The sequence below is a fragment of the Pseudomonas putida genome, assembly GCF_026625125.1.
In the GTDB taxonomy this organism is placed as follows: Bacteria; Pseudomonadota; Gammaproteobacteria; order Pseudomonadales; family Pseudomonadaceae; genus Aquipseudomonas; species Aquipseudomonas putida_X.
Genome location: NZ_CP113097.1, coordinates 1,282,946 through 1,304,606 on the forward strand (window position 1 = coordinate 1,282,946; position 21,661 = coordinate 1,304,606).

20 protein-coding genes are annotated in these 21,661 nt (G+C 62.6%); 10 read left to right on the forward strand and 10 right to left on the reverse strand.

The window, feature by feature from the left end; all coding sequences use genetic code 11:
- Positions 1–118: 118 nt before the first annotated feature.
- The 7 genes from OSW16_RS05895 to OSW16_RS05925 all read right to left on the reverse strand — a co-directional run bounded on the left by OSW16_RS05895 (position 119) and on the right by OSW16_RS05925 (position 7,783).
- Complete coding sequence (locus OSW16_RS05895) at positions 119–1,726, reverse strand: NAD(P)/FAD-dependent oxidoreductase (protein ID WP_267821473.1); 1,608 nt, start codon at positions 1,724–1,726, stop codon at positions 119–121.
- A gap of 103 nt (positions 1,727–1,829) precedes the next feature.
- The gene (locus tag OSW16_RS05900; RefSeq protein ID WP_267821475.1) at positions 1,830–2,504 is read right to left on the reverse strand and encodes a COG3650 family protein; all 675 of its coding nucleotides are present in this window, start codon (positions 2,502–2,504) and stop codon (positions 1,830–1,832) included.
- A 334-nt stretch (positions 2,505–2,838) separates the two neighbouring features.
- Entirely contained in the window at positions 2,839–3,540 is a 702-nt protein-coding gene (locus OSW16_RS05905; protein ID WP_012313071.1) for an ABC transporter ATP-binding protein, read from the reverse strand.
- Positions 3,541–4,308: a high-affinity branched-chain amino acid ABC transporter ATP-binding protein LivG gene (gene livG, locus OSW16_RS05910; RefSeq protein ID WP_267821477.1), complete on the reverse strand. Its 768-nt coding sequence runs from the start codon at positions 4,306–4,308 to the stop codon at positions 3,541–3,543.
- Positions 4,305–5,561, reverse strand: coding sequence for a high-affinity branched-chain amino acid ABC transporter permease LivM (locus OSW16_RS05915; RefSeq protein WP_267821479.1), 1,257 nt, complete (start codon positions 5,559–5,561; stop codon positions 4,305–4,307). The genes livG and OSW16_RS05915 overlap by 4 nt, the downstream gene beginning before the upstream one ends.
- Positions 5,558–6,481, reverse strand: coding sequence for a high-affinity branched-chain amino acid ABC transporter permease LivH (gene livH / locus OSW16_RS05920; protein ID WP_008097482.1), 924 nt, complete (start codon positions 6,479–6,481; stop codon positions 5,558–5,560). Before livH ends, OSW16_RS05915 begins: the two co-directional genes overlap by 4 nt.
- Before the next feature lie 186 nt (positions 6,482–6,667).
- Positions 6,668–7,783: a branched-chain amino acid ABC transporter substrate-binding protein gene (locus tag OSW16_RS05925; RefSeq protein WP_267821481.1), complete on the reverse strand. Its 1,116-nt coding sequence runs from the start codon at positions 7,781–7,783 to the stop codon at positions 6,668–6,670.
- A gap of 359 nt (positions 7,784–8,142) precedes the next feature.
- Between OSW16_RS05925 and OSW16_RS05930 the strand changes: the two genes are divergently transcribed.
- Together OSW16_RS05930 and OSW16_RS05935 are read left to right on the forward strand one after the other, a co-directional pair.
- Positions 8,143–8,457, forward strand: coding sequence for a DUF2288 domain-containing protein (locus tag OSW16_RS05930; RefSeq protein ID WP_267821483.1), 315 nt, complete (start codon positions 8,143–8,145; stop codon positions 8,455–8,457).
- 159 nt (positions 8,458–8,616) lie between these two features.
- Complete coding sequence (locus OSW16_RS05935; protein WP_267821486.1) at positions 8,617–9,504, forward strand: NAD(P)-dependent oxidoreductase; 888 nt, start codon at positions 8,617–8,619, stop codon at positions 9,502–9,504.
- On the opposite strand, the gene OSW16_RS05940 is transcribed toward OSW16_RS05935, so the two are convergent.
- Together OSW16_RS05940 and rapA are read right to left on the reverse strand one after the other, a co-directional pair.
- Entirely contained in the window at positions 9,404–11,668 is a 2,265-nt protein-coding gene (locus OSW16_RS05940; protein WP_267821488.1) for a putative bifunctional diguanylate cyclase/phosphodiesterase, read from the reverse strand. The two genes, OSW16_RS05935 and OSW16_RS05940, sit on opposite strands and share 101 nt — an antisense overlap.
- Before the next feature lie 197 nt (positions 11,669–11,865).
- Positions 11,866–14,712 (reverse strand): RNA polymerase-associated protein RapA, encoded by a 2,847-nt coding sequence (gene rapA, locus OSW16_RS05945; protein WP_267821490.1) that lies wholly within the window; start codon positions 14,710–14,712, stop codon positions 11,866–11,868.
- A 130-nt stretch (positions 14,713–14,842) separates the two neighbouring features.
- Between rapA and OSW16_RS05950 the strand changes: the two genes are divergently transcribed.
- The 7 genes from OSW16_RS05950 to OSW16_RS05975 all read left to right on the forward strand — a co-directional run bounded on the left by OSW16_RS05950 (position 14,843) and on the right by OSW16_RS05975 (position 19,707).
- Positions 14,843–15,538: a M949_RS01915 family surface polysaccharide biosynthesis protein gene (locus tag OSW16_RS05950; protein WP_241804933.1), complete on the forward strand. Its 696-nt coding sequence runs from the start codon at positions 14,843–14,845 to the stop codon at positions 15,536–15,538.
- A 108-nt stretch (positions 15,539–15,646) separates the two neighbouring features.
- A complete protein-coding gene (locus OSW16_RS05955) occupies positions 15,647–15,976 on the forward strand; it encodes an aspartate-semialdehyde dehydrogenase (protein ID WP_241804915.1) in 330 nt (109 codons plus the stop codon).
- Positions 15,977–16,054: 78 nt separating this feature from the next.
- Positions 16,055–16,216: a hypothetical protein gene (locus OSW16_RS05960; protein ID WP_012313081.1), complete on the forward strand. Its 162-nt coding sequence runs from the start codon at positions 16,055–16,057 to the stop codon at positions 16,214–16,216.
- 135 nt (positions 16,217–16,351) lie between these two features.
- Positions 16,352–16,468 (forward strand): cytochrome c oxidase subunit CcoM, encoded by a 117-nt coding sequence (gene ccoM / locus OSW16_RS26920; protein ID WP_008097462.1) that lies wholly within the window; start codon positions 16,352–16,354, stop codon positions 16,466–16,468.
- Positions 16,469–16,647: 179 nt separating this feature from the next.
- Complete coding sequence (locus OSW16_RS05965; RefSeq protein WP_267821492.1) at positions 16,648–18,636, forward strand: FUSC family protein; 1,989 nt, start codon at positions 16,648–16,650, stop codon at positions 18,634–18,636.
- Positions 18,623–18,829, forward strand: coding sequence for a DUF1656 domain-containing protein (locus OSW16_RS05970; RefSeq protein WP_241804917.1), 207 nt, complete (start codon positions 18,623–18,625; stop codon positions 18,827–18,829). Before OSW16_RS05965 ends, OSW16_RS05970 begins: the two co-directional genes overlap by 14 nt.
- 11 nt (positions 18,830–18,840) lie before the next feature.
- A complete protein-coding gene (locus OSW16_RS05975) occupies positions 18,841–19,707 on the forward strand; it encodes an HlyD family secretion protein (protein ID WP_267821495.1) in 867 nt (288 codons plus the stop codon).
- Positions 19,708–19,721: 14 nt separating this feature from the next.
- Here OSW16_RS05975 and OSW16_RS05980 read toward each other — a convergent pair whose 3' ends face one another.
- Positions 19,722–20,939 (reverse strand): GAF domain-containing sensor histidine kinase, encoded by a 1,218-nt coding sequence (locus tag OSW16_RS05980; protein ID WP_267821497.1) that lies wholly within the window; start codon positions 20,937–20,939, stop codon positions 19,722–19,724.
- 185 nt (positions 20,940–21,124) lie between these two features.
- Here OSW16_RS05980 and OSW16_RS05985 point away from each other — a divergent pair, with 185 nt between their 5' ends.
- The gene (locus OSW16_RS05985; RefSeq protein WP_241804920.1) at positions 21,125–21,448 is read left to right on the forward strand and encodes a DUF2025 family protein; all 324 of its coding nucleotides are present in this window, start codon (positions 21,125–21,127) and stop codon (positions 21,446–21,448) included.
- The last annotated feature ends 213 nt before the right edge of the window (positions 21,449–21,661 follow it).

Sequence of the window (21,661 nt, forward strand, 5' to 3'; positions counted from 1 at the left end):
TGCGGCAAAAACAAAACCCCGAACTGGGCAGGCCCGTTCGGGGTTTTTTATTGGCCTGTCCTGGCCCTGTCGCTGGCAATCCGGCTCCAGGCTTCATGCTGGGGTAGGCGCTGGCGGCTTACAGCCCGAGGATGTCCCGCGCCACGGCCTCGGCAATGCGAATGCCATCAACGCCCGCCGAGAGGATGCCCCCGGCATACCCGGCACCCTCACCTGCAGGGAACAGCCCCTTCACGTTCAGGCTCTGGTAATCCGTGCCGCGGGTAATGCGCAGCGGCGAGGAGGTACGTGTCTCGATCCCGGTGAGCACAGCGTCATGCAGGTTGTAGCCTTTGATCTGTCGATCGAAGGCTGGCAGCGCCTCGCGGATTGCCTCGATGGCGAAAGCCGGCAAACTTGGCGCCAGGTCACCCAAGGTCACGCCCGGCTTGTAGGACGGCTCGACGCTACCCAGCGCGGTGGAGGGTTTGCCTGCCACGAAGTCGCCGACCAGCTGCGCCGGTGCCTGATAGTTGCTGCCGCCCATCACGTAGGCGTGCGCTTCCAGGCGCTCCTGCAGTTCGATACCGGCCAGCGGGCCGCCCGGGTAATCGCGCTCAGGGTCGATACCGACCACGATGCCGGAGTTGGCGTTGCGCTCGTTACGCGAATACTGGCTCATGCCATTGGTAACGACGCGGCCTGGTTCGCTGGTGGCTGCGACCACGGTGCCGCCCGGGCACATGCAGAAGCTGTACACAGAGCGGCCGTTCTTGGCGTGGTACACCAGCTTGTAGTCAGCGGCACCCAATTTCGGGTGGCCGGCATATTTGCCAAGGCGCGCCTTGTCGATCAGTGTTTGCGGGTGCTCGATACGGAAGCCCACCGAGAACGGCTTGGCCTCCATGAACACGCCTTTGCCGTGCAGCATGCGGAAGGTATCGCGGGCGCTGTGGCCCAGGGCAAGCACCACATGGCGCGACTGCAACTGCTCGCCGCTCTCCAGCACCACGCCGCTCAGTTGGCCATCGTCGAGCAACAGGTCGGTGACCTTCTCCTGGAAGCGCACTTCGCCGCCCAGGGCGATGATGTCCTGGCGCATCTGCTCGACCATGCCGGTCAGGCGGAAAGTACCGATATGCGGCTTGTTGATGTAGAGGATTTCGTCCGGCGCACCGGCTTTGACGAACTCCTCCAGTACCTTGCGGCCATGGTGAAGCGGGTCCTTGATCTGGCTGTACAGCTTGCCGTCGGAGAAGGTCCCGGCACCGCCTTCGCCGAATTGTACGTTGGACTCGGGGTTGAGCACGCTCTTGCGCCACAGGCCCCAGGTGTCCTTGGTGCGCTGGCGCACTTCCTTGCCACGCTCGAGGATGATCGGCTTGAAGCCCATCTGGGCCAGCAGCAGGCCGGCGAAGATGCCGCACGGGCCGAAGCCGACCACGATCGGGCGCTCCTGCAGGTCGGCCGGTGCGTGGCCAACGAACTTGTAGGTGACATCCGGCGCGACGGTGATGTTGCGGTCGTCAGCGAACTTGCCCAGCAGCTCCGCTTCGTTGCTGGTTTCAAGGTCGATGGTGTAGATGAACAGCAGTTCGCTGTTCTTCTTGCGCGCATCGTAGCTGCGCTTGAACAGGTTGAAGCTGAGCAGTTGCTCATCACGGATGCCCAAGCGCTGAACAATGGCTTCGCGCAGCGCTTCGTCGGGATGGTCCAGGGGCAGCTTCAGTTCGGTGATTCGTAGCATGGCAGGGTCCAGTATCCCGGCCATGGGCGGCCGGCGGCTTTACACAAACCGCCAAGTATAAGCTGTTCGCCGCCCTGACTGGCAGGATAAAAGTGCCCGGCGATCAGTTGTCGCGTGCACCACCGTAGTAGCCGCAGCCCTGGAGGGTCTGGCCATCGATGCGCAGCTCGGCACGCAGGTGGTGCACGGCACCGGTGGCAGTATCGACGCAACGCTGCGGGGCAGCCCACAGTTCCACATGCTGGCCGTTGGCTTCGCTGGTCAGGGTCAGGCCGCCGCCGGGCACTTCCTCTTCCAGGAAGGGCAGCGGCAATGGTTCCTTGCCAATGCGGTTGATCACCATGCCTTTGCCACTGGCCTTGACGTCCCACTCGGGCTCATGGCCGCTGGCGCGCAGGGTCAGTTGCTTGAAGTTGGGGTCTTCGCAGGCGCGGGTGGACGGATCCAGGCGGTACAGGGTGCGCACCTCGAGCTGACCGTCGTTGTCGGCCTGCTTGCTGCCGGTGAGGCGCCCGCGCACATCGGCGAACAGTTTGTCACCGGCGGCGTCTGCCAGGTTCGCGGCTTCCTGCAAAATGCCGGTGCCGGCGACATCCTTGATCACGAACCGGCGGGCTTCGTTGCAGGGCTTGAACAGCAACTGGCCGCCACCGGCGCTCAACTCGCCCTGCATGCGTGTAGTGCCGATGTTCGGGTCGCTTGGTGGCGCGGCCAGCATCTGGCAGCCGGCGAACAGTGGCAGCAGGGCGGTGAGTACGAGGGAAGGGGTGAGGCGCATGGGGCGGGGCTCCGGGATGCTTGCATGAAGTGCAGGCCACGGTACGCATGCCAGGCGCCGATCACAAGAGGTGGGTACGGGCGGTGCATCTGCATCAGGCAGAAAATGGCTTGAAGCCCTGATGCCATTCAGGTGAGCGATTTGGGGCCGCGTTGCGGCCCATCGCCGGCAAGCCGGCTCCCACTGGGACCGCGCAATTTTCGAGCGTTGCGCTGTAACTGCGGGAGCCGGCTTGAACGGGTAACGCGCAGGCCTGAAGAACTGCGCGGTCGAGGTGGGAGCCGGCTTGCCGGCGATGGGCTGCGTAGCAGCCCCGAAACGCTAACTGACAGCGTCAACCGCCGAGGTAGGCGTCACGCACTTTCGGGTCGGTCAGCAGCGCCTCTCCCGTGCCCTGCATGACAACCCGGCCATTCTCCAGCACATAGGCCCGATCAGCGACTTTCAACGCCTGGTTGGCGTTCTGTTCCACCAGAAACACCGTCACGCCATCGCGGCGCAACTGTTCGATGATGTCGAAGATCTGCTGAATGATGATCGGCGCCAGGCCCAGCGAGGGCTCGTCGAGCAGCAGCAGCTTGGGCTTGCTCATCAGCGCCCGGCCGATGGCCAGCATCTGCTGCTCGCCGCCGGACATGGTGCCGCCGCGCTGCACATAACGCTCTTTCAACCTCGGGAACAGTTGCAGGACTTTGTCCAGTTGCTCCTGATAGTCGCCCTTGTCGGTGAAGAAGCCACCCATGGCGAGGTTTTCCTCGACGGTCAGGCGGGCGAACACCCGGCGCCCTTCCGGGACCACGGCGATGCTCTTGCGCATGATGTGCGAAGAAGGCTGGCCGACCAGCTCCTCACCCAGGTACTTGATGCTGCCGCTGTGCGCCTGGGGCGAGCCGCACAGGGTCATCAGCAGGGTCGACTTGCCCGCGCCGTTGGCACCGATCAAGGTGACGATTTCACCCTGATTGATCTCGACGTTGACGCTATGCAAAGCCTGGATCTTGCCGTAGAAGGTGGAGACGTTCTCGAACTTCAGCATTTACGCTTCCCCCAGGTAAGCTTTGATCACGTCAGGGTTGTCGCGAATTTCCTCCGGTGTGCCGTTTGCCAGGGGCGTGCCCTGGTTGATGACGACAATATGGTCGGAAATGCTCATCACCAGCTTCATGTCGTGTTCGATCAGCAGCACGGTGACATCGTGCGACTCTCGCAGATAAGCGATCAGCGCTTTGAGATCCTCGGTTTCCTTGGGGTTCAGGCCCGCTGCCGGCTCGTCGAGCATGATGATCCGAGGCTGGGTCATCATGCAGCGGGCGATTTCCAGGCGGCGTTGCTGGCCGTAGGCGAGGGTGCCGGCGCTACGGTTGGCGAACTCGGTCAGGTTGACCTTCTCCAGCCAGTACTGCGCACGCTCCAAGGCCTCTTTCTCGCTGCGGCGGAAGCTTGGGGTCTTGAACAGGCCGGCCAAGAAGTTGGTGTTGAGGTGGCGGTGCTGGGCGATCAGCAGGTTTTCCAGCGCGGTCATCTCTTTGAACAGGCGCACATTCTGGAAGGTCCGCACCACGCCCTTGCGGGCGATCTGGTGGCCGGCCAGCCCCTGGATCGGCTGGCCATCGAGCAGAATGGTGCCGCCGCTGGGTTTGTAGAAACCCGTCAGGCAGTTGAACACCGTGGTCTTGCCGGCGCCGTTCGGGCCGATCAGCGCCACCACCTGTTTTTCCTTGACGGTCAGGCCCACGCCGTTGACCGCCAACAAGCCGCCGAAGCGCATGCTCAGGCCGCTGACTTGCAGAATTTCGCGGCTCATCGACGCAGCTCCATGTGTGGACGTTGCATAGGCAGCAAGCCTTGCGGACGCCAGATCATCATCAACACCATCAGCGCACCGAACATCAGCATCCGGTATTCGCTGAACTCACGCATCAGCTCAGGCAGCAGGATCATCACGATGGCCGCGAGGATCACGCCCAGTTGTGAGCCCATGCCGCCAAGCACGACGATGGCGAGGATGATCGCCGACTCGATGAACGTGAACGACTCAGGTGTCACCAACCCTTGGCGGGCGGCGAAGAAGCTGCCGGCGAAACCGGCGAAGCAGGCGCCCAGGGTGAATGCCGAGAGCTTGATCACGGTCGGGTTCAGGCCCAACGCACGACAGGCGATCTCGTCTTCACGCAGCGCTTCCCAGGCTCGCCCGATCGGCATGCGCAGCAGGCGATTGATGACGAACAGCGCCAACAGGGCCAGCAGCAGTGCCACCAGGTAGAGGAAGATGACCTTGTTGATCGAGTTGTACGGCAGCCCGAAGTACTCGTGGAAGGTCTGCATCCCCTCGGCGGCCCGGCGCTCGAAGGTCAGGCCGAAGAGTTCCGGTTTGGGGATGTTGCTGATGCCGTTGGGGCCGCCGGTCCAGTCGGTCAGGTTGCGCAGGAACAGGCGGATGATCTCGCCAAAGCCCAGGGTCACGATCGCCAGGTAGTCACCGCGCAGGCGCAGCACCGGGAAACCGAGCAGGAAGCCGAAGGTGGCGGCCATCAGGCCGGCGATCGGCAGGCATACCCAGAAGCTCCAGCCCAGATAGTGCGACAGCATCGCGTAGCTGTAGGCGCCGACAGCGTAGAAGCCGACGTAACCCAGGTCCAGCAGGCCCGCCAGGCCGACCACGATGTTCAGGCCCAGGCCCAGCAACACGTAGATCAGGATCAGCGTGGCGATGTCGACGGCTCCGCGCGAGCCGAAGAACGGCCACACCAGCGCCACCACGATCAGGCCGATGATGATCCAGCGCTGCGTCTTGGGCAACGTCAGGAAATTGCTTACCGCCGGCGAGATCAGCTTGCGATCCGAGCGGCGGCCCATCACCGAGCTCCACTGCCTGTCGAACAGCACACGCAGGAACATCAGCACCGAGCAGGCGGCGATGATACCGATGGTGAACGAGCCCTGGGTATGCACCACCAGGCTGATGCCATCGATGCTCAGTTTCAGGCCCAGCACCGGGAAGGCCACGGCCCACACCAGCAAGGCGCTGAAGAACGCCTGTTTGAGATTTCTGTTCATACTTTTTCAACCTCCGGGCGGCCGAGGATGCCGGTCGGCCGGAACAGCAGGACAAGAACCAACAAGCCGAATGCCACCACGTCCTTGTACTGGTCGCCAAAGATGTCGGCGCCAAAGGCTTCGGCCACGCCCAGCACCAGGCCACCGAGCATCGCGCCCGGAATGCTGCCGATGCCGCCCAATACCGCCGCGGTGAAGGCCTTCAGGCCCACCAGGAAACCGGCGTTGGGGTTGATCACGCCGTACTGCATGCTCAGCAGCACAGCCGCCACCGCCGCCAGCGCGGCACCGATGACGAAGGTCAGGGCGATGATGTTGTTGGTGTTGATGCCCAGCAGGTTGGCCATCTTGATGTCCTCGGCGCAGGCGCGGCAGGCGCGTCCCAGGCGAGAGCGGGAGATGAACAGGGTCAGCAGGGTCATGGCCACCAGGGTGACCACGAATACCAGGATCTGCATGTAGCTGATCAGGACTTCTTCAGCACCGCCCGGCCCGAAGGAGAAGCTCCCGGGGATCAGGTTGGGGATGGATTTGTCCTTGGAATCCTGCGAAAGCAGCACAGTGTTCTGCAGGAAAATCGACATGCCGATGGCGGAAATCAGCGGGATCAGACGGTTGCTGTTGCGCAGGGGGCGGTAGGCAACCCGTTCGATGCTGTAGCCATAGGCGCTGGTGACGAAGATCGTCGCGACGAAGGCAACGGTCATCAGGATCGGTAGCGAATGGATACCCATCATGGCCAGCCCTGCGAGGGCGATGAAGGCCACGTAGGACCCGATCATGTACACCTCGCCATGGGCGAAGTTGATCATGCCAATGATGCCGTACACCATCGTGTAACCGATGGCGATCAAGGCATAGGTGCTGCCGATGGTCAATCCATTAACCAGTTGTTGGAAGAAATGGTAGATCTCAGGCATTACAGCGCTCCTAAAAACCTGATTTGCATTTCGCTGGCAGGGGTAGGCCAGGAAACCGCGAGTGACGGTTTTAAGATTTTCAGGTGAACCGGCCCCCGGATCGCGGGAGTCAGGTCCATGAACCTCGTAAAACAAAGCCCACTGCTCGCACAGTGGGCTTTTACGGTCAGCTATTTAGTCACGCAGTTATTGAGGGGAGACTTCGGTCTTCGGCTTGCCGAAGTGCCATTCGTAGACCACGAACTTGAAGTCTTTCAGGTCGCCTTTTTCGTCGAACGACAGCGTGCCGGTCGGGGTCTTGAAGGAGCCGGCGTGGATGGCGTCTGCCACCTTGTCGGTGTCTTCGGACTTGGCGGCCTCGATGCCTTTGGCGATCAGCTCCACGGCGGAGTAGGCCGGGAACACGAATGGACCGCTCGGGTCCTTCTTGTCAGCCTTGATGGCGTCGACGATGGCCTTGTTCTCAGGGTCGGCGTCGAACGACTTCGGCAGGGTGACCAGCAGGCCTTCGGAGGCGTTCTGGGCGATCTGCGAGATCGAGTCGTTACCCACGCCCTCTGGGCCCATGAACTTGGCGTCCAGGCCTTTTTCCTTCGCCTGGCGCAGGATCAGGCCCAGCTCTGGGTGGTAGCCGCCGTAGTAGACGAAGTCGACGTTGTTCTGCTTGAGCTTCTGGATGATCGAGGAGAAGTCCTTGTCACCGGCGTTCAGGCCTTCGAAGACGGCAACCTTGGTGCCTTTGCTTTCCAGAGTCTGCTTGACGGCAGTGGCAATGCCTTCACCGTACTGCTGCTTGTCGTGCAGCACTGCAACGACCTTAGGCTTCACGTAGTCGGCGATGTAGTTGCCGGCGGCCGGGCCTTGGGCGCTGTCCAGGCCGATGGTGCGGAAGATCAGCTTGTAGCCACGGGCGGTGATTTCCGGCGAGGTGGCGGCCGGGGTGATCATGATCACGCCTTCGTCTTCGTAGATGTCGGACGCTGGCTGGGTGGAGCTGGAGCACAGGTGGCCGATGACGAACTTGACGCCGTCGTTGACCACTTTGTTGGCGACGGCCACGGCCTGTTTAGGATCGCAAGCGTCGTCGTATTCCTTGGCTTCAAGCATTTTGCCATCGACGCCACCTTTGGCGTTGATGTCCTTGATGGCCTGTTTCGCGCCGATGAACTGCATGTCGCCGTATTGGGTCACAGGACCCGTCTTGGGACCGGCGATGCCGATCTTGATGGTATCGGCGGCAAACGAATGGCTGGCTACCCCGGCCAGTACCATTGCGGCGAACAGCTTGGAAATCTTGATCATAGTGCTCCACTCATTCTGTTGTAATTCTTATAGTCCTGGCGGCCAGGGCTACAGACCGGGCGGGATTTGCGGTATGGCCACGCCATACTGCATGCCCACCTTCCCCCGGAACATGTCCCGGAACTGTACCGGTACAGTGTAGAGCGCTGCCCGAGCGCTTGAAAAGCGGGCGAAAAGCGCCTGTTTCGCGGGTTGTCGCATGGTCGACACAAAGATACAGAAAGGCGCCATTAGATTGCCTGCATCTTTGGCCCAACCCCACAAGTTCTGGGCCAATCGACCAAATTACATATTTGAAACCGGGTTTTTCTGCAAAAATGCCGACCTTTTTTATTGGCTGATATTTGCGGTAAACACCCATGACTGATCAAACAAGCACCCTCTATGCCAAATTGCTCGGCGAGACGGCAACTATCGAGTGGAAAGCTTTGGAGCGTTTCTGGGCAAAGGGTGACCTGATTTGGGTCGACCCTGGGCTGGACCTGATAGCGGTTGCCGAAGTGATGGCTGAGAATCGCAGCGAGATGTTCGCCAAATGGCGGGATGATGGCACTGTGGGCCCTGTCTCGGCCGACCAGGCGCTCGACCTGCAAACCCGCGATCCAGAGATATGGGCAGTGGTGGTTTCGCCGTTCATCCTGATTCAAGTGAAGAGCGCGAAGTCTGCTGGTTGATTTTGGTGCGTAAAAATGCGCAGGTGCCCCATTATGGTGCTCGGCAGCGTTCAGCTGGGGTAGAGGTAGGTAACAATTCGGCGTGGCGGTAACAGTTTACGGGATGCGTAATGGGGCCTGATAAGGCCCGGATAACCATTGGATTTGCCAGGAGTCGTTATGAGCACTGAACTGCCTTCGCTTGGATTCGCCGGGATCGGTCTGATGGGGCTGCCCATGTGTCGGCGCCTGTTGGCCGCAGGTTACCCGCTGACCGTCTGGAACCGCAGCCCGGAGAAGTGTGCCGAGCTGGTCGCAGCTGGCGCCCGGCAGGCTGCAGATCCTGCGGCGTTGTGCCGGGGCAGTGACATGGTGCTGCTGTGCCTGGCGGATACGGCGGTGGTACGCGAGGTGGTTTTCGGCGAGCGAGGTATCGCCCAGGGTGGGCGCAGTGGGCAACTGCTGATCGACTTGTCCAGCCTTGAGCCGACCGCCACCCGCGAGATGGCTGCCGAGCTGGCCGCCTTGTGCGGCATGGCTTGGCTGGATGCACCCGTGTCCGGTGGCACGCCGGGCGCCGAGGCCGGCACCTTGGCGATCATGGTCGGCGGCGAGGCTGCCGACCTGGAGCGAGCGCGCCCGGTATTGCTTACCCTTGGACAGCGGGTCACGCACATGGGCGGGGTGGGGGCGGGGCAGGTGACCAAAGCCTGCAATCAGATGATCGTGGCCTGCAACGCCTTGGTGATTGCCGAAGTGGTGGCGTTGGCCGAGCAGTCAGGCGTGGACGCGACGCTCATCGCCCAAGCCCTGGCCGGTGGTTTTGCCGACTCCAAGCCGCTACAGATCCTGGCCCCGCAGATGGCCGAGCGCCGCTTCGAACCGGTCAAATGGCACGTGCGCACGTTGCTCAAAGACCTCGATGGGGCGGTCAAGCTGTCCCGGGAGCAGGGCGCGGCCACCCCGCTCAGTGCCCTCGCCGCGCAATTGATGCGCTTGCACGGTAGCCAGGGGTATCTGCAAAAAGATCCGGCGACCCTGGTAGAGCTGTATCGCAACACGCGCTGACGGCGGCTTCCTGGCGGTCGAGCCGCTCCAGGATCGGCCGCAGTTCGGCCAGCGGTACCGGCCGGCTGAGCAGGTAGCCCTGCAGGTAGTCGCAGCCGTTGGCGGCCAGAAACTCGTGCTGCTCGACGGTTTCTACACCCTCGCTGACCACCTGAAGATGCAGGGTATGGGCCATGGCGATGATCGCCTGTACGATTTCACGGTCTTTCAGGCTGGCCGGCACGTCCTGAAGAAAGCTGCGGTCGATCTTGAGGACGTCCAGAGGCAGGCGCTTGAGGTAAGCCAGTGACGAGTACCCCGTGCCGAAGTCATCGATCGAAAGGCTGACACCCTGGCCACGGATTCGCTTGAGCAGGCTGAGCGTGCGCTGGATGTCGCCCATCAGGGCATTCTCGGTGACCTCGAGTTCCAGGTGTCGAGGGGCCAGCCCCGCCTGGAACAGGGCCATTTCCACTTCTTTGGGCAAGCCGTCATGGCCCAGGGTCACCGCTGAGCAGTTGACCGTGAGCTTGAGGTCGGTGAAGCCATGGCGGTGCAACTGCGCCAGGTCATCGCAGGCGTGGCGTAGTACCCAGAGGTCCAGGTCGACGATCAGGCCGTTGGCTTCGGCAATGCCGATGAAGCGGTCCGGGCTCAGCAACCCATGCTGCGGATGCTGCCAGCGCACCAGCGCTTCAAGCTTGGCGACCTGGCCGGTGCCCAGGTGATAGATGGGCTGGTAATGCACGCGCAGCCCACGTTCTTCAAGCAAGGCGATGCGCAGTTCTTCTTCCAGTTGCAGTTCAAGGGTGGCGCGGTTTTTCAGGCTGCTGTTGAAAAAATGCAGGCTGTTGCGCCCGCTGCCCTTGGATTGATACAGGGCAAGGTCGGCATGCTTGAGCAGCTCTTCAGCGGTGAGGCCGTCGTCGGGGTAAATGCTGACGCCGATGCTGGTGGTCATGACCATGCGCCGCCCGCCCAGGTCGATGGGGTCCTTCATGCGCTGCATGATGCGCTGTGCCAGGTGGCGTGCTTCGTCAGGCCCATTGAGGCTGGTCACCACGCAGAACTCGTCGCCGCCGAAGCGTGCCACCAGGTCGTGGCTGCGTGTGGCTGCTTTGATATGGCTGGCGATCACCTTGAGCAATTGGTCGCCGGCGTCATGGCCGAGGCTGTCGTTGATCCGTTTGAAATGATCGATATCGAGAAACATCACCGCCAGGCGATGCTCTTCGGGGTCCTGTTCGGCCAGGCGTTCGGCGAACACCTGATTGAAGCCTCGCCGGTTGACCAGGCTGGTCAGTGCATCGTAGTGAGCGGCCTGCTGCAAAGAGGCGCGCGCCTGGTCCAGTTGGCTGAGCAGCATATTCACCCTGCGCAGGTCGTGTTCCTTGCTCTGCAGCTTTTTGTCGGCCAAGGCAGCGCTGATGCTGCTTGCGCTGATCAGCAGGGTGATGAAAGCCACCGTCAGGCCCAGTTGCAGGCTGTTGTCGGCGGATGGCAAGCGCAGGGCGGTGTCGGCAGGAATGACCAGCGTCATGGCGGCCATGGCGGTGAAATGGGTAGCCACGATGCCGCCGGCCATGAGCAGGCTCGCGCCATATTTCAGGGCTTGGTGCACCGTACCGCTGCCGTTGCGGAAGTATCGGGCTATCAGCAGTGCGGCCAGGCTGGTCAGCAGGGCGATGGCGGTGCTGGCCAGCAACAGCTCGGTTTGGTAGTACTGCTTGGCCCCGGTCTGCAACGCCGCCATGCCGACGAAGTGCATCAGCAGGATGCCCAGGCCGATCAGCAGGGCGCTTTGCAGGTAATGCTGTGGGCCCATGCGCTCGCGATCGAGGCTGGTCATCGCCATCCAGGCCGCACCCAGGGCAATCAGCAGCGAAAGGCCGGTCAGCGGTGCATCGTAGTGCAGCTCCAGCGGCGCCCTGAACGCCAGCATGCTGATGAAATGCATCGCCCAGATACCCCCGGCCAGGCAGCAGGCACCCAGCATGCGCCATTGCCTCTGTGCAGCCGGTTGTTCGCTGTGTGACTGGCGCTCGGCCATGTCCAGGGTGGCGAAGCAGGCAGCGCTGGCCACCGCGAAGGCGATCAGGATCAGTAGTGGTTCATGACGGCAGTCGATGACGATGCTGCCGCTAGCCGGCACATCGGAGAACAGTTGCAGTCCCAGCCATTCCATTGCGTGCCCCATGGTCGAGTTCGCACGGGTCTCCATTCAATCCCCAGGAGACTATCCACAAAGGAGTATAGGAACCGGTGATTAAACCTTCCGGGGTAATGGCTCTTTGATTGCAACGATTTGGTTATGAGGTCGATAACGCAGAGGTATAAAGGAGCGGGAGGTGCGCTGGCACCTCCCGCTCCCTGCGGTCAGGCTTAGCCAGCCACCAGCACGCGGATGGCCTCCAGGCGCAGCGCTGCCTTTTCGAGCATCGCCAAGCCATCTTCACGCTGCTTGCGCAGGGCGTCGATTTCGCTGTCGCGTACGCTTGGGTTCACGGCTTTCAGAGCGGTCAGACGCGCCAGTTCTTCGTCCGCTTCGGCGGCCAAGCGGCGTTGCGCCTCTGCCACGCGCTCGACGTGGGTCGGCATGATCTTGGCTTCACCGCCACTGATGCGCTTGGCCAGCACGTCGCGCTGGGCCTGCACGAACTTGTTGGCACTGGCCCGAGGCACGCTTTCGAGTTGCTCGTTGAGCGTTTCGAAGGCCACGCGCGAGGCCAGGTCGTTGCCGTTGGCATCGAGCAGGCAGCGCAGCGCCGCAGGCGGCAGGTAGCGGCCCAACTGCAGGCTGCGCGGCGCAACCACCTCGCTGACGAACAGCAGCTCCAGCAGCACGGTGCCAGGCTTGAGCGCCTTGTTCTTGATCAGCGCGACGGCGGTGTTGCCCATCGAGCCGGACAGCACCAGGTCCATGCCGCCCTGCACCATCGGGTGTTCCCAGGTGAGGAACTGCATGTCCTCGCGCGACAGCGCCTGGCCACGGTCGTAGGTGATGGTGACGCCTTCGTCATCGCCCAGCGGGAAGCTGGCGTCGAGCATCTTCTCGCTCGGCTTGAGGATCAGGGCGTTCTCCGAGTGGTCTTCGCTGTCGATGCCGAAGGCGTCGAACAGGGTTTCCATGTAGATCGGCAGTGCGAACTGGTCGTCCTGCTCAAGGATGTCCTGGACCAGCGCCTGGCCTTCGCCAGCACCGCCGGAGTTGAGCTCCAGCAGGCGGTCGCGGCCGCTGTGCAGTTCTGCTTCCAGGCGTTCACGCTCGCCTTTGGCTTCTGCTACCAGGCCATCCCATTGCTTGCTGTCCCCGCCTTCGAGCATCGGCAGTAGGCGTGGGCCGAACGTGTGCTGCAGGGCGTTGCCGGTCGGGCAGGTGTTGAGGAAGGCGTTGAGTGCTTCGTGGTACCACTGGAACAGGCGCTCTTGCGGGCTTTCCTGCAGGTAAGGGATGTGCAGCTGGATGACGTGCTTCTGACCGATCCGGTCGAGGCGGCCGATGCGCTGCTCAAGCAGGTCGGGGTGGGCCGGCAGGTCGAACATCACCAGGTGGTGGGCGAACTGGAAGTTGCGCCCTTCACTGCCGATCTCGGAGCAGATCAGCACCTGGGCGCCGAACTCTTCGTCGGCGAAGTAGGCTGCGGCGCGGTCGCGCTCAAGGATGCTCATGCCTTCATGGAAAACCGAGGCCGGAATGCCGGAGCGCACGCGCAGGGCGTCTTCCAGGTCCATGGCGGTTTCGGCGTGGGCGCAGATCACCAGGACCTTGGTGCGCTTGAGCATCTTCAGCGTGTCGATCAGCCAGTCGACGCGAGGGTCGAAACGCCACCAGCGCTCGTCGTCGCCGACTTCACCTTGGGCCTGGAACGCGACTTCCGGGTACAGCTCGGCGTGCTCGCCGGCTGGCAGGTCGCGGTATTGTTCTGGCATTGGCAGCGGGTAGGGGTGCAGTTCGCGCTCCGGGAAGCCCTGGATGGCCGCGCGGGTGTTACGGAACAGGACGCGGCCCGTGCCATGGCGGTCAAGCAGTTCGCGGATCAGGCGGGCGCTCGCCTGGCTGTCGCCATCGCTGACGGCGGCCAGCAGGGCGTCGCCCTCGGCACCCAGGAAACCTTGAATGGTGGCGTGGGCCTTGGGCGACAGGCGGCCTTCGTCGAGCAGTTCCTGGACGGCTTCTGCCACCGGGCGATAGTGCTCGCTTTCGGCGCGGAAGGCTGCCAGGTCATGGAAGCGATTGGGGTCGAGCAGGCGCAGGCGCGCGAAGTGACTGTCCTGACCAAGTTGTTCCGGGGTGGCGGTGAGCAACAGTACGCCCGGAATGACCTGGGCCAGTTGCTCGACCAGGCTGTATTCGGTGCTGGCCTTGTCTTCGTGCCACACCAGGTGGTGGGCTTCATCGACTACCATCAGGTCCCAGCCCGCAGCGAACAGCGCATCCTGGGCTTTTTCATCCTCGACCAGCCATTCCAGGGCGACCAGCGCCAACTGGGCGTCTTCGAACGGGTTGCTGGCGTCGCTTTCAATGAAACGTTCGGCGTCGAACAGTGCCACCTGCAGGTTGAAGCGCCGACGCATTTCCACCAGCCATTGGTGCTGGAGGTTTTCCGGCACCAGGATCAGCACGCGGTTGGCACGCCCGGTCAGCAACTGGCGATGGATCACCAGGCCCGCTTCAATGGTTTTGCCCAGGCCCACTTCGTCGGCCAGCAGTACGCGCGGGGCGCTGCGGTCCGCCACTTCACGGGCGATGTGCAACTGGTGGGCGATCGGCTGCGCGCGGCAGCCACCCAGGCCCCACAGCGACGACTGGACCTGCTTGCTGGTGTGCTGCAGCGTGTTGTAGCGCAGGCTGAACCAGGACAATGGGTCGATCTGGCCGGCGAACAGCCGGTCGCTGGCCAGGCGGAACTGGATGAAATTCGACAGCTGGGTTTCCGGCAGGGTGCGCGGCTGGTTCTGGCCGTCGAGGCCGTGGTAGACCATCAGCCCGTCGATGTCCTCGACTTCGCGTACCGTCAGTTTCCAGCCTTCGAAGTGGGTGATCTGATCACCTGGCGAGAAGCGCACGCGGGTCAGCGGCGCATTGCGCAGGGAATACTGGCGGGTGTCGCCAGTGGCCGGGTAGAGCACGGTCAGCAAGCGGCCATCCTGGGCCAGGATGGTCCCCAGGCCGAGCTCCGCTTCGCTGTCACTGATCCAGCGTTGCCCCGGTTGATACTGCTGCGCCATACTGCCTGAACTCCCGCGATGAAAAGCCGGCTATGTTAACGGATAGGCCCGGCGGACCATAGAGTTGAAGTCCAAGAGTCTAGCTGTTTCATCGCACAATACCGTCTTGCCGATGAGGGCAACCCACGCCATGCCGCTCAAGCACCGCTGGTTGAACGCTTCTCTGGCCGTGGGCAGCCTCGTGCTGCTGGCCGCTTGCGAGCAGAAAAACTTCGAAAGCCTGCCTGCAATCCCGGTGGAGCAGCTCGAAGTGCTGGGGGTGCAGACACCGATCAAGAGCGTGCATTTCCGTGACCGGGACGGTGAAGGCCTGCTGGTGCTCAGCCGCAGCGATGGCCAGGCGGTCGATGCCGAGTCCGAGCAGGAAGTCGACAAGGTGGTGCTCAAGGCCACGCTGTACGGGCGAAACACCGAGGGCGATGGGTTCAAGCCGCGCTGGCAGATCGAGCAGGAAACCACCTGCCCTGGCCTGGACCTGGATGTCGACTTTTACAACGATGTCAGCGATGTGGGCGACCTGAACAAAGACGGCATCGCCGAGGTGACGGTGGCCAGCCATGCGTTCTGCGGTGGTGGTATCGATCCCCACGACATTGCCATCGAGATGCGCGAGGGCCAGACCAGTTACACCATCACCGGGCAGTCGTTGATCACCCCGGCAGGCGAAGAGCCGATCGGTGGCGTTCGCCAGGACAGTGCCTCGCTGAAAAACGCGGCGCCAGTGCTGCGCGAGCACATGGACGCGGTCTGGCAGCAGGTCTTCAAGCGCCCCTGGAGCGAGGCCAGCCCGCCAAGTGATCAAGACCCTTATGACGAAGTGCCGTAGCCGCTGTCTATACTGGCATGACGTGGCCGACGCCGGCCGCATTACCTTGCTCGCCAACGCTCAAGGCGGCTGACAACCGGCCGATACAGTGGGCACAGGAGAATTCTCATGCTGCCGCCGATCATTCCGCTCAGTGCCGCCCCAGTGACCTCGCAACAGGACCCGGTCAAGCCGACCCCGGACATCAAGCCGGTAGTCCCCACGCAGCCTGCATCCGGTGAGAGCGCCATCGACCTCAAACAGCAACGCGACCCGCAGGAGCAGGTCCTGTTGCTGCGCGAGGAGCAGCGCCGGCAGCAGCGGCGTCATCAACAGAGGGGCGACGAGCGCTACAGCGCCTTGCCGGGTGACGAAGTCAACGGCGACAACACGGTACCGGTCGCTCCGCTGATGGGCGAGCAGACGCGCCAGGGGCTGCTGGTCGATATCGAAATCTAGGGGCCCTGTGCCGCGGGGCTGGTCATGACCCACGCCTGGCTGCATCATGCAAGTCTCTGTTGATCCTCGAGCCCACCCATGAGCCAAGACAACCTCATCGACTTCGATGCCGAACGTGCCAAGCGCGTGCACGACCTCAAGGAAAAGCGCCTGAACGAAGTGCGTCAGGCGTTCGAGCAAGCCATGCCGCTGGGCAAGGCGAAGAAAAAGAAGCCCAAGAGCAAGCCCAAGAAGCGCTGAAACTTGACGCAGGTCAACCCTGCACCCGCCTCGCGTGCCCGGCCCCGGGCACCATTGACTTCGATCAATTTCCCCGCGCCCCTTATTCGTTACCTTGCATCCATCGGACAACGGCAAACGAATCGGGAGGCCGACATGTTCTTCGACAATGTGGTTATCGCTGGTGTGGTAACGGTCGGGTTGATGTTCGCGTTCTTTGCCGGTCTGGGCATTTTCATCTGGAAGGACTCGAACAAGCGCAAGCCGCGCTGACCTTCCAGCTTCACGGGCACGCAAGGCATTTAGGGCGACTTCGGTCGCCCATTTTTTTTGTCTTGATGGTCGAGATGACAGCACTTTAAAGATGATTAGCTAGCTAATTATTCGTTTCAGCATTATCCTTCCCTCCGTTGTCTATCGTTTACCAGATCAGCCCCCGCAAGGTCCGTTTCGTGCCAATCACCCTCCAGGCCCTGTTCGCACCCAGCAGCCTCGCCATCAAATTCGCCATCAAAACCCTGCTTGGCGGCGGCCTTGCCCTGTGGCTGGCCATGCGCTGGGGGCTGGAGCAGCCTTCCTGGGCGCTGATGACCGCGTTCATCGTCGCTCAACCCCTGTCGGGCATGGTGGTACAGAAGGGCCTTGCACGCTTGGCCGGGACATTGGTCGGCACCTTCATGTCGGTGCTGTTCATGGCGCTGTTCGCCCAGACGCCCTGGCTTTTTCTCATTACGCTGGCGTTGTGGCTGGCCCTGTGTACCGCGGCCTCGACCCAACTGCGCAGCGCCTGGGCGTATGCCTTCGTACTGGCCGGCTACACCGCAGCGATCATCGCCTTGCCCGCGATCGACAAGCCCCTGCAAGTGTTCGATCAGGCGGTAGCGCGTTGTACTGAGATTTGCCTGGGAATCTTCTGCGCAACGGCCACCAGCGCCTTGCTCTGGCCGATGCGGGTGGAGCAGCAGCTTGCCGGGCAGGCGCGCCAGGCCTGGCACAGCGGGTTCCAGGCCGCCAGTGCCATGCTTGGCGGTGAAGACCAGGCGCGCGAAGGCCTGCTGGAGATCCTCGGGCGCCTCGTTGCCATCGATACCCAGCGCGAACATGCCTGGTTCGAGGGCCCGCGCGGGCGCCAGCGGGCCAGAGCCATTCGTGGCCTGAGCCAGAAACTGATGGTACTGCTGCGGATTTCACGTTCGGTGCGTCGCCAGTGGCAGCAGCTGGATGAACAGCAAGCCCTGCGTCTTGGCCCGTGGCTGGAAGAAGTGCGCGCCCTGCTGGTCAAGCCCGATCAGCCGAGCCTGTTGGTGTTGCGTCAGCGCATCTGGGACGCCGCGCATGATGAGCAGATCAGCTCTGCCGAGCATTTTTGCCTGGCCCGCATGACCCTGCTACTGGACTACGCCATGGCTGCCTCACAGGCACTTGATGATGTCGAAGCGGGCAGGGCGCCGAAGGATGTCGCGCAGGGGCTGGCAGCCCACCGCGACTGGTCGCTGGCGTTGCTGTTCGGCTCCCGCAGTGCGCTGGCATTTTTGGTGATGAGTGGTTTCTGGCTTGCCACTGCCTGGCCTTCCGCGCCCGGTGGCCTGGTGCTGACGTGTGTGGTCTGCAGCCTGTTCGCCAGCCGTGAAAATGGTGCGCAGATCGGCCTCAGCTTCTTGCGGGGCATCCTGCTGGCGATCCCGACGGCATTGCTGGTGGGGCAGATCATCTTGCCGCAATGGAGCAGTTTCGCCCTGCTGTGCCTGGGCATGGGCGTGCCTCTGTTCTTTGGTGCTCTGGGTATGGCTCACCCGCGCACCGGCGCCACGGCGACTTCTTATTGCTTGCACTTCATCGTATTGGTGTCGCCGCTCAATGCAATGCAGTTCGGTGTGGCGACCATGCTCAACAGTGCCCTGGCCATGCTGGTGGGCGTAGGTGCGGCGGTCATGGCGTTTCGCCTGCTGGTGTTCCGTCACCCGGCCTGGCTTGGGCGGCGTCTGCGCGCGGCGACCCAAAGCGACCTGGTGCGCCTGACCCGGCGTGACCTGCGCGGTGCCGACAGCTGGTTTGGTGGGCGCATGGCCGACCGCCTGATGCAATTGGCACGGCACGCCGGCGAGCTGCAAGAAGCCGAACGCAAGCGTTGGGACGATGGCCTGCATGGTCTGGACATCGGCGACGAACTGGTGCACTTGCGCATGTGCCTGGCGGTCGCCCAGGCGCCGCTTGGGGATGCCGAACGGGAATATCTGCAGCAACTGGAAACAGTCTTGGCCAGTGGGCCGGCGGCCGGCCGAGGGCAGTGGCTGGATGCCGCCAGCGAGCGATTCATCGCGGCGCTACGACGCTTGCCGGCGAGTGACCCGTTACGCCTGGCCGAAGGGGCAGTGTTGCAGTTGCAGAAAAGCTGGGGCAAATGGTGCCGCTGGCAGGAGGAAGCCCATGGGGTTGCGTGAGTGGGCATTGGGCGGCGTGCTGCTCAGCCCTTTTCTGATCTACGTGCTGATGGCGCTGGTGCTTACCGGGTTGTTGCGCTTTGTCGTGCAAGCCACACCATTGGCGCGCTGGATCTGGCATGAAGCGCTGTTCGACGCGGCGTTGTTCGTTTGTGTGCTCTATCTGGTAGTCCGCCTGCTGGGGCCTTTGTAAGGAGTGATTCGATGCGTGCTGTCGTCCGTATCCTGGTGACCCTCTGTGTGGTCGCCATTGCCGTTCTGGCCGGCTATAAACTCTGGCAGTACTACATGCTCACCCCATGGACACGTGATGCACGGGTGCGGGCCGACGTGGTGGTCATCGCGCCCGATGTGTCGGGCTGGGTGCGTGAGCTCAAGGTGCAGGACAACCAGCGGGTCAAGGCTGGCGAGCTGTTGATGAGCATAGACCGTGAGCGCTTCCAGGCCGCGTTCGACCAGGCCAGCGCCGTGGCGGAAACACGCACTCAGCAGTTGCATCTGCGCGAGCGCGAAGCTGCGCGGCGCACGGCACTGGGGCCCGAGGCGATCAGTGCCGAGCTGCGCGAAAATGCACAAATCAATGCCGCCATTGCCCGCGGTGAGTTGCATGAGGCGCAAGCTCAGTTACAGGTGGCGAAAATCAACCTTGCCCGCAGCGAAGTGCGGGCACCGCGCAGTGGGCACATCACCAACTTGCGCCTGGCTCAGGGCAACTATGTCAATACCGGCCAATCGGTAATGGCCCTGGTGGATGACTCGACCTTTTATATCCAGGCTTATTTCGAGGAAACCAAATTGCCGCGCATACGTGTGGGCGATTCGGTGAAGGTCTGGCTGATGGGGGCAGGAGAAGCCATGCAGGGGCATGTGGAAAGCATCAGCCGGGGTATCACCGACAAGAACAGCAACCCTGACAGCCAGTTGTTGCCAGAGGTTGAGCCAACCTTCAACTGGGTAAGGCTGGCCCAGCGAATACCGGTGCGCATCCGGCTCGACGACATTCCCGAAGGCATGAACCTCAGCGCGGGGATGACGGCCAGCGTGCAGGTGCACGAGGATGCGCCTGAGTGATCCTCGGCGATGCGTTACAGGCTGGCCGTCGACGGCCCCGGCATCTGCCTCGGTGCAGTGGCCGGCAAGTGAAAGCTGAACAGCGTGCCGGTTAGCTCATCTGAGATGACCTGCATGCGTCCACCATGGGCCAGGGCTATCTGGTTGGCTATATAAAGGCCAAGCCCAAGCCCCTGTCTTGGCCCCGCAGACAGCGGCCTGGTAAAGGGCTTGAACAGTTGGTCCAGGGTTTGTGAGGCGATGGGGAGCCCATTGTTGTGCACGCTAAGCGCGAACTCCCCGTCGGCGATCGCCGCCCTGACCGTCACCGGCCCGTCAGGCGCACCATGGATCAGCGCGTTGGCGATAAGGTTGGAGAGCAGCTGGGCCACCCGTTCGCGATCACAGTACAGGCCGCCGATATCTCCGATCTGAAGCACGATGTGCCGCTGTGGGTGGATGTGCTGCAGTTCTGCAGCGACATGCATGAGGCCTTCGGCAAGGTCCGGGCAGGCCTCGAGGTTCAAGGGGATGCCGCTGCCAAGCCGGCCTCGGGCAAAATCCAGCACGTCGCGTACCAGCTGTGCGGCGCGCTGCCCGCAAGTGTGGATGTGGCGGGCGATCCCACGCTGCTTGTCGTCATCCAGGCGCTGAATCAACAGTTCGGCGCCTGCGGTGATGGCGAACAGAGGGTTGCGCAGGTCGTGGCCGAGCACTGCGATGAACTGTTCGCGCACTTCGGCCATCGCCCGTTCCTCACGCAGGGCGCGCTCGGTGTGCTGGACGCTCTCTTCATTCTCGATCTGGATGGCGAGCACGCGGGCGAACGACTCCATCATGGGCTGGATGGCCTGGCCTTTGAGCGAGGCCGGATTCGGGTCCAGGGCGCAGATGGTGCCGAAGAAGCTGCCATCTGTACGGAACACCGGTACGGATATGTAGCTTTCGAAGCGATAGAGCTGCGGCGTATGGTGGTGGCAGTAGCGCTCATCTTCGCTGGCTTTATCGATCACGATGGTCTGGTGAGAGCTGCGAATTTCGTGGCACAGCGTGGTTGCCAATTCGAGCTCGCCGCCCACCTCGAGGCCAAAGCCCAGATTGTCGAGTACGGCGCAGGCGGTCCAGTTGCTTTCGGTAACCCGTGCCACGGCGGCGAAACGCATGCCGGTGGATTCGCAGATGACCTGAAGGATGGCGGGCACGGCGCTGATGCGGCCGATGGTGGCGATATCGGCGCTGATGGCGTTGGTCATGAACGGTCCCAAAATTGGCGACGGAATAGATTTAGCCCATCAGTCTAGCGGGGCGGTTGGGCCAATGGCGAAAAACCTTGGCGAATCGGCCAGCGATTGAGCTAGGCTGGCCTTGCGCGTCGCCCACCAGAGGCGACCGTTGCCCGCCTGGCGTGCGTCACTTCCAGTTATTGCGAGGTTTCGACATGGCCATCACATCCCAGGACATCTGCAGTGCGGCCGACCAGCTCAAGGGCTTTGTCGGCTTTCATGGCAAACGCGGCGTCCATATCGTACGGTTCAGCGAAGACGCGTTCGGTATGGACGTGGCCGACGAGAGCATCATCCCGTGCAGCGAGTTCGTCTGGCGGCCAGCGCAGGGCGCGCACATGGCGCTGTGCCGCCAGCGCCTGTCGCTGCTGCTGGAGCAGCATGTGGACGATCGGCTGAACATTGCCGAACCGCTGCGCCAGTACCTGCGGCGCACGGACCTGCCGGAAATTCTGGCGCAGCGCTCCTTGCGCTGCTGACAGTGCCGCGGCGCTCTTTATGCTCGTGAAACGGTCGATATCGATCAGGGCAATCGCTGGTGGCATTTGCAGGTTCTGGCAAGCCTGGACGCGAAGCTGGAGCCAATGCTTCCAGGCACAGTGATCCAGCAGCCCGGTCAGACTAGCAATCCGGCTCAGGTCCCGAAGGCGGCGCTTGTGTCCGGCAAGCTTGATCGCCAGGCGGTAGCGCAC

Coding starts and splice junctions, on each gene's coding strand:
- livG (WP_267821477.1), bottom strand. CDS start 4,308: ATGAGCCGCGAAATTCTGCAAGTCAGCGGCCTGAGCATGCGCTTCGGC.
- rapA (WP_267821490.1), bottom strand. CDS start 14,712: ATGGCGCAGCAGTATCAACCGGGGCAACGCTGGATCAGTGACAGCGAA.
- OSW16_RS05960 (WP_012313081.1), top strand. CDS start 16,055: ATGAGCCAAGACAACCTCATCGACTTCGATGCCGAACGTGCCAAGCGC.
- OSW16_RS05930 (WP_267821483.1), top strand. CDS start 8,143: ATGACTGATCAAACAAGCACCCTCTATGCCAAATTGCTCGGCGAGACG.
- OSW16_RS05925 (WP_267821481.1), bottom strand. CDS start 7,783: ATGATCAAGATTTCCAAGCTGTTCGCCGCAATGGTACTGGCCGGGGTA.
- OSW16_RS05915 (WP_267821479.1), bottom strand. CDS start 5,561: ATGAACAGAAATCTCAAACAGGCGTTCTTCAGCGCCTTGCTGGTGTGG.
- ccoM (WP_008097462.1), top strand. CDS start 16,352: ATGTTCTTCGACAATGTGGTTATCGCTGGTGTGGTAACGGTCGGGTTG.
- OSW16_RS05905 (WP_012313071.1), bottom strand. CDS start 3,540: ATGCTGAAGTTCGAGAACGTCTCCACCTTCTACGGCAAGATCCAGGCT.
- OSW16_RS05900 (WP_267821475.1), bottom strand. CDS start 2,504: ATGCGCCTCACCCCTTCCCTCGTACTCACCGCCCTGCTGCCACTGTTC.
- OSW16_RS05980 (WP_267821497.1), bottom strand. CDS start 20,939: ATGACCAACGCCATCAGCGCCGATATCGCCACCATCGGCCGCATCAGC.
- OSW16_RS05975 (WP_267821495.1), top strand. CDS start 18,841: ATGCGTGCTGTCGTCCGTATCCTGGTGACCCTCTGTGTGGTCGCCATT.
- livH (WP_008097482.1), bottom strand. CDS start 6,481: ATGCCTGAGATCTACCATTTCTTCCAACAACTGGTTAATGGATTGACC.
- OSW16_RS05950 (WP_241804933.1), top strand. CDS start 14,843: ATGCCGCTCAAGCACCGCTGGTTGAACGCTTCTCTGGCCGTGGGCAGC.
- OSW16_RS05970 (WP_241804917.1), top strand. CDS start 18,623: ATGGGGTTGCGTGAGTGGGCATTGGGCGGCGTGCTGCTCAGCCCTTTT.
- OSW16_RS05940 (WP_267821488.1), bottom strand. CDS start 11,668: ATGGAATGGCTGGGACTGCAACTGTTCTCCGATGTGCCGGCTAGCGGC.
- OSW16_RS05955 (WP_241804915.1), top strand. CDS start 15,647: ATGCTGCCGCCGATCATTCCGCTCAGTGCCGCCCCAGTGACCTCGCAA.
- OSW16_RS05985 (WP_241804920.1), top strand. CDS start 21,125: ATGGCCATCACATCCCAGGACATCTGCAGTGCGGCCGACCAGCTCAAG.
- OSW16_RS05895 (WP_267821473.1), bottom strand. CDS start 1,726: ATGCTACGAATCACCGAACTGAAGCTGCCCCTGGACCATCCCGACGAA.
- OSW16_RS05935 (WP_267821486.1), top strand. CDS start 8,617: ATGAGCACTGAACTGCCTTCGCTTGGATTCGCCGGGATCGGTCTGATG.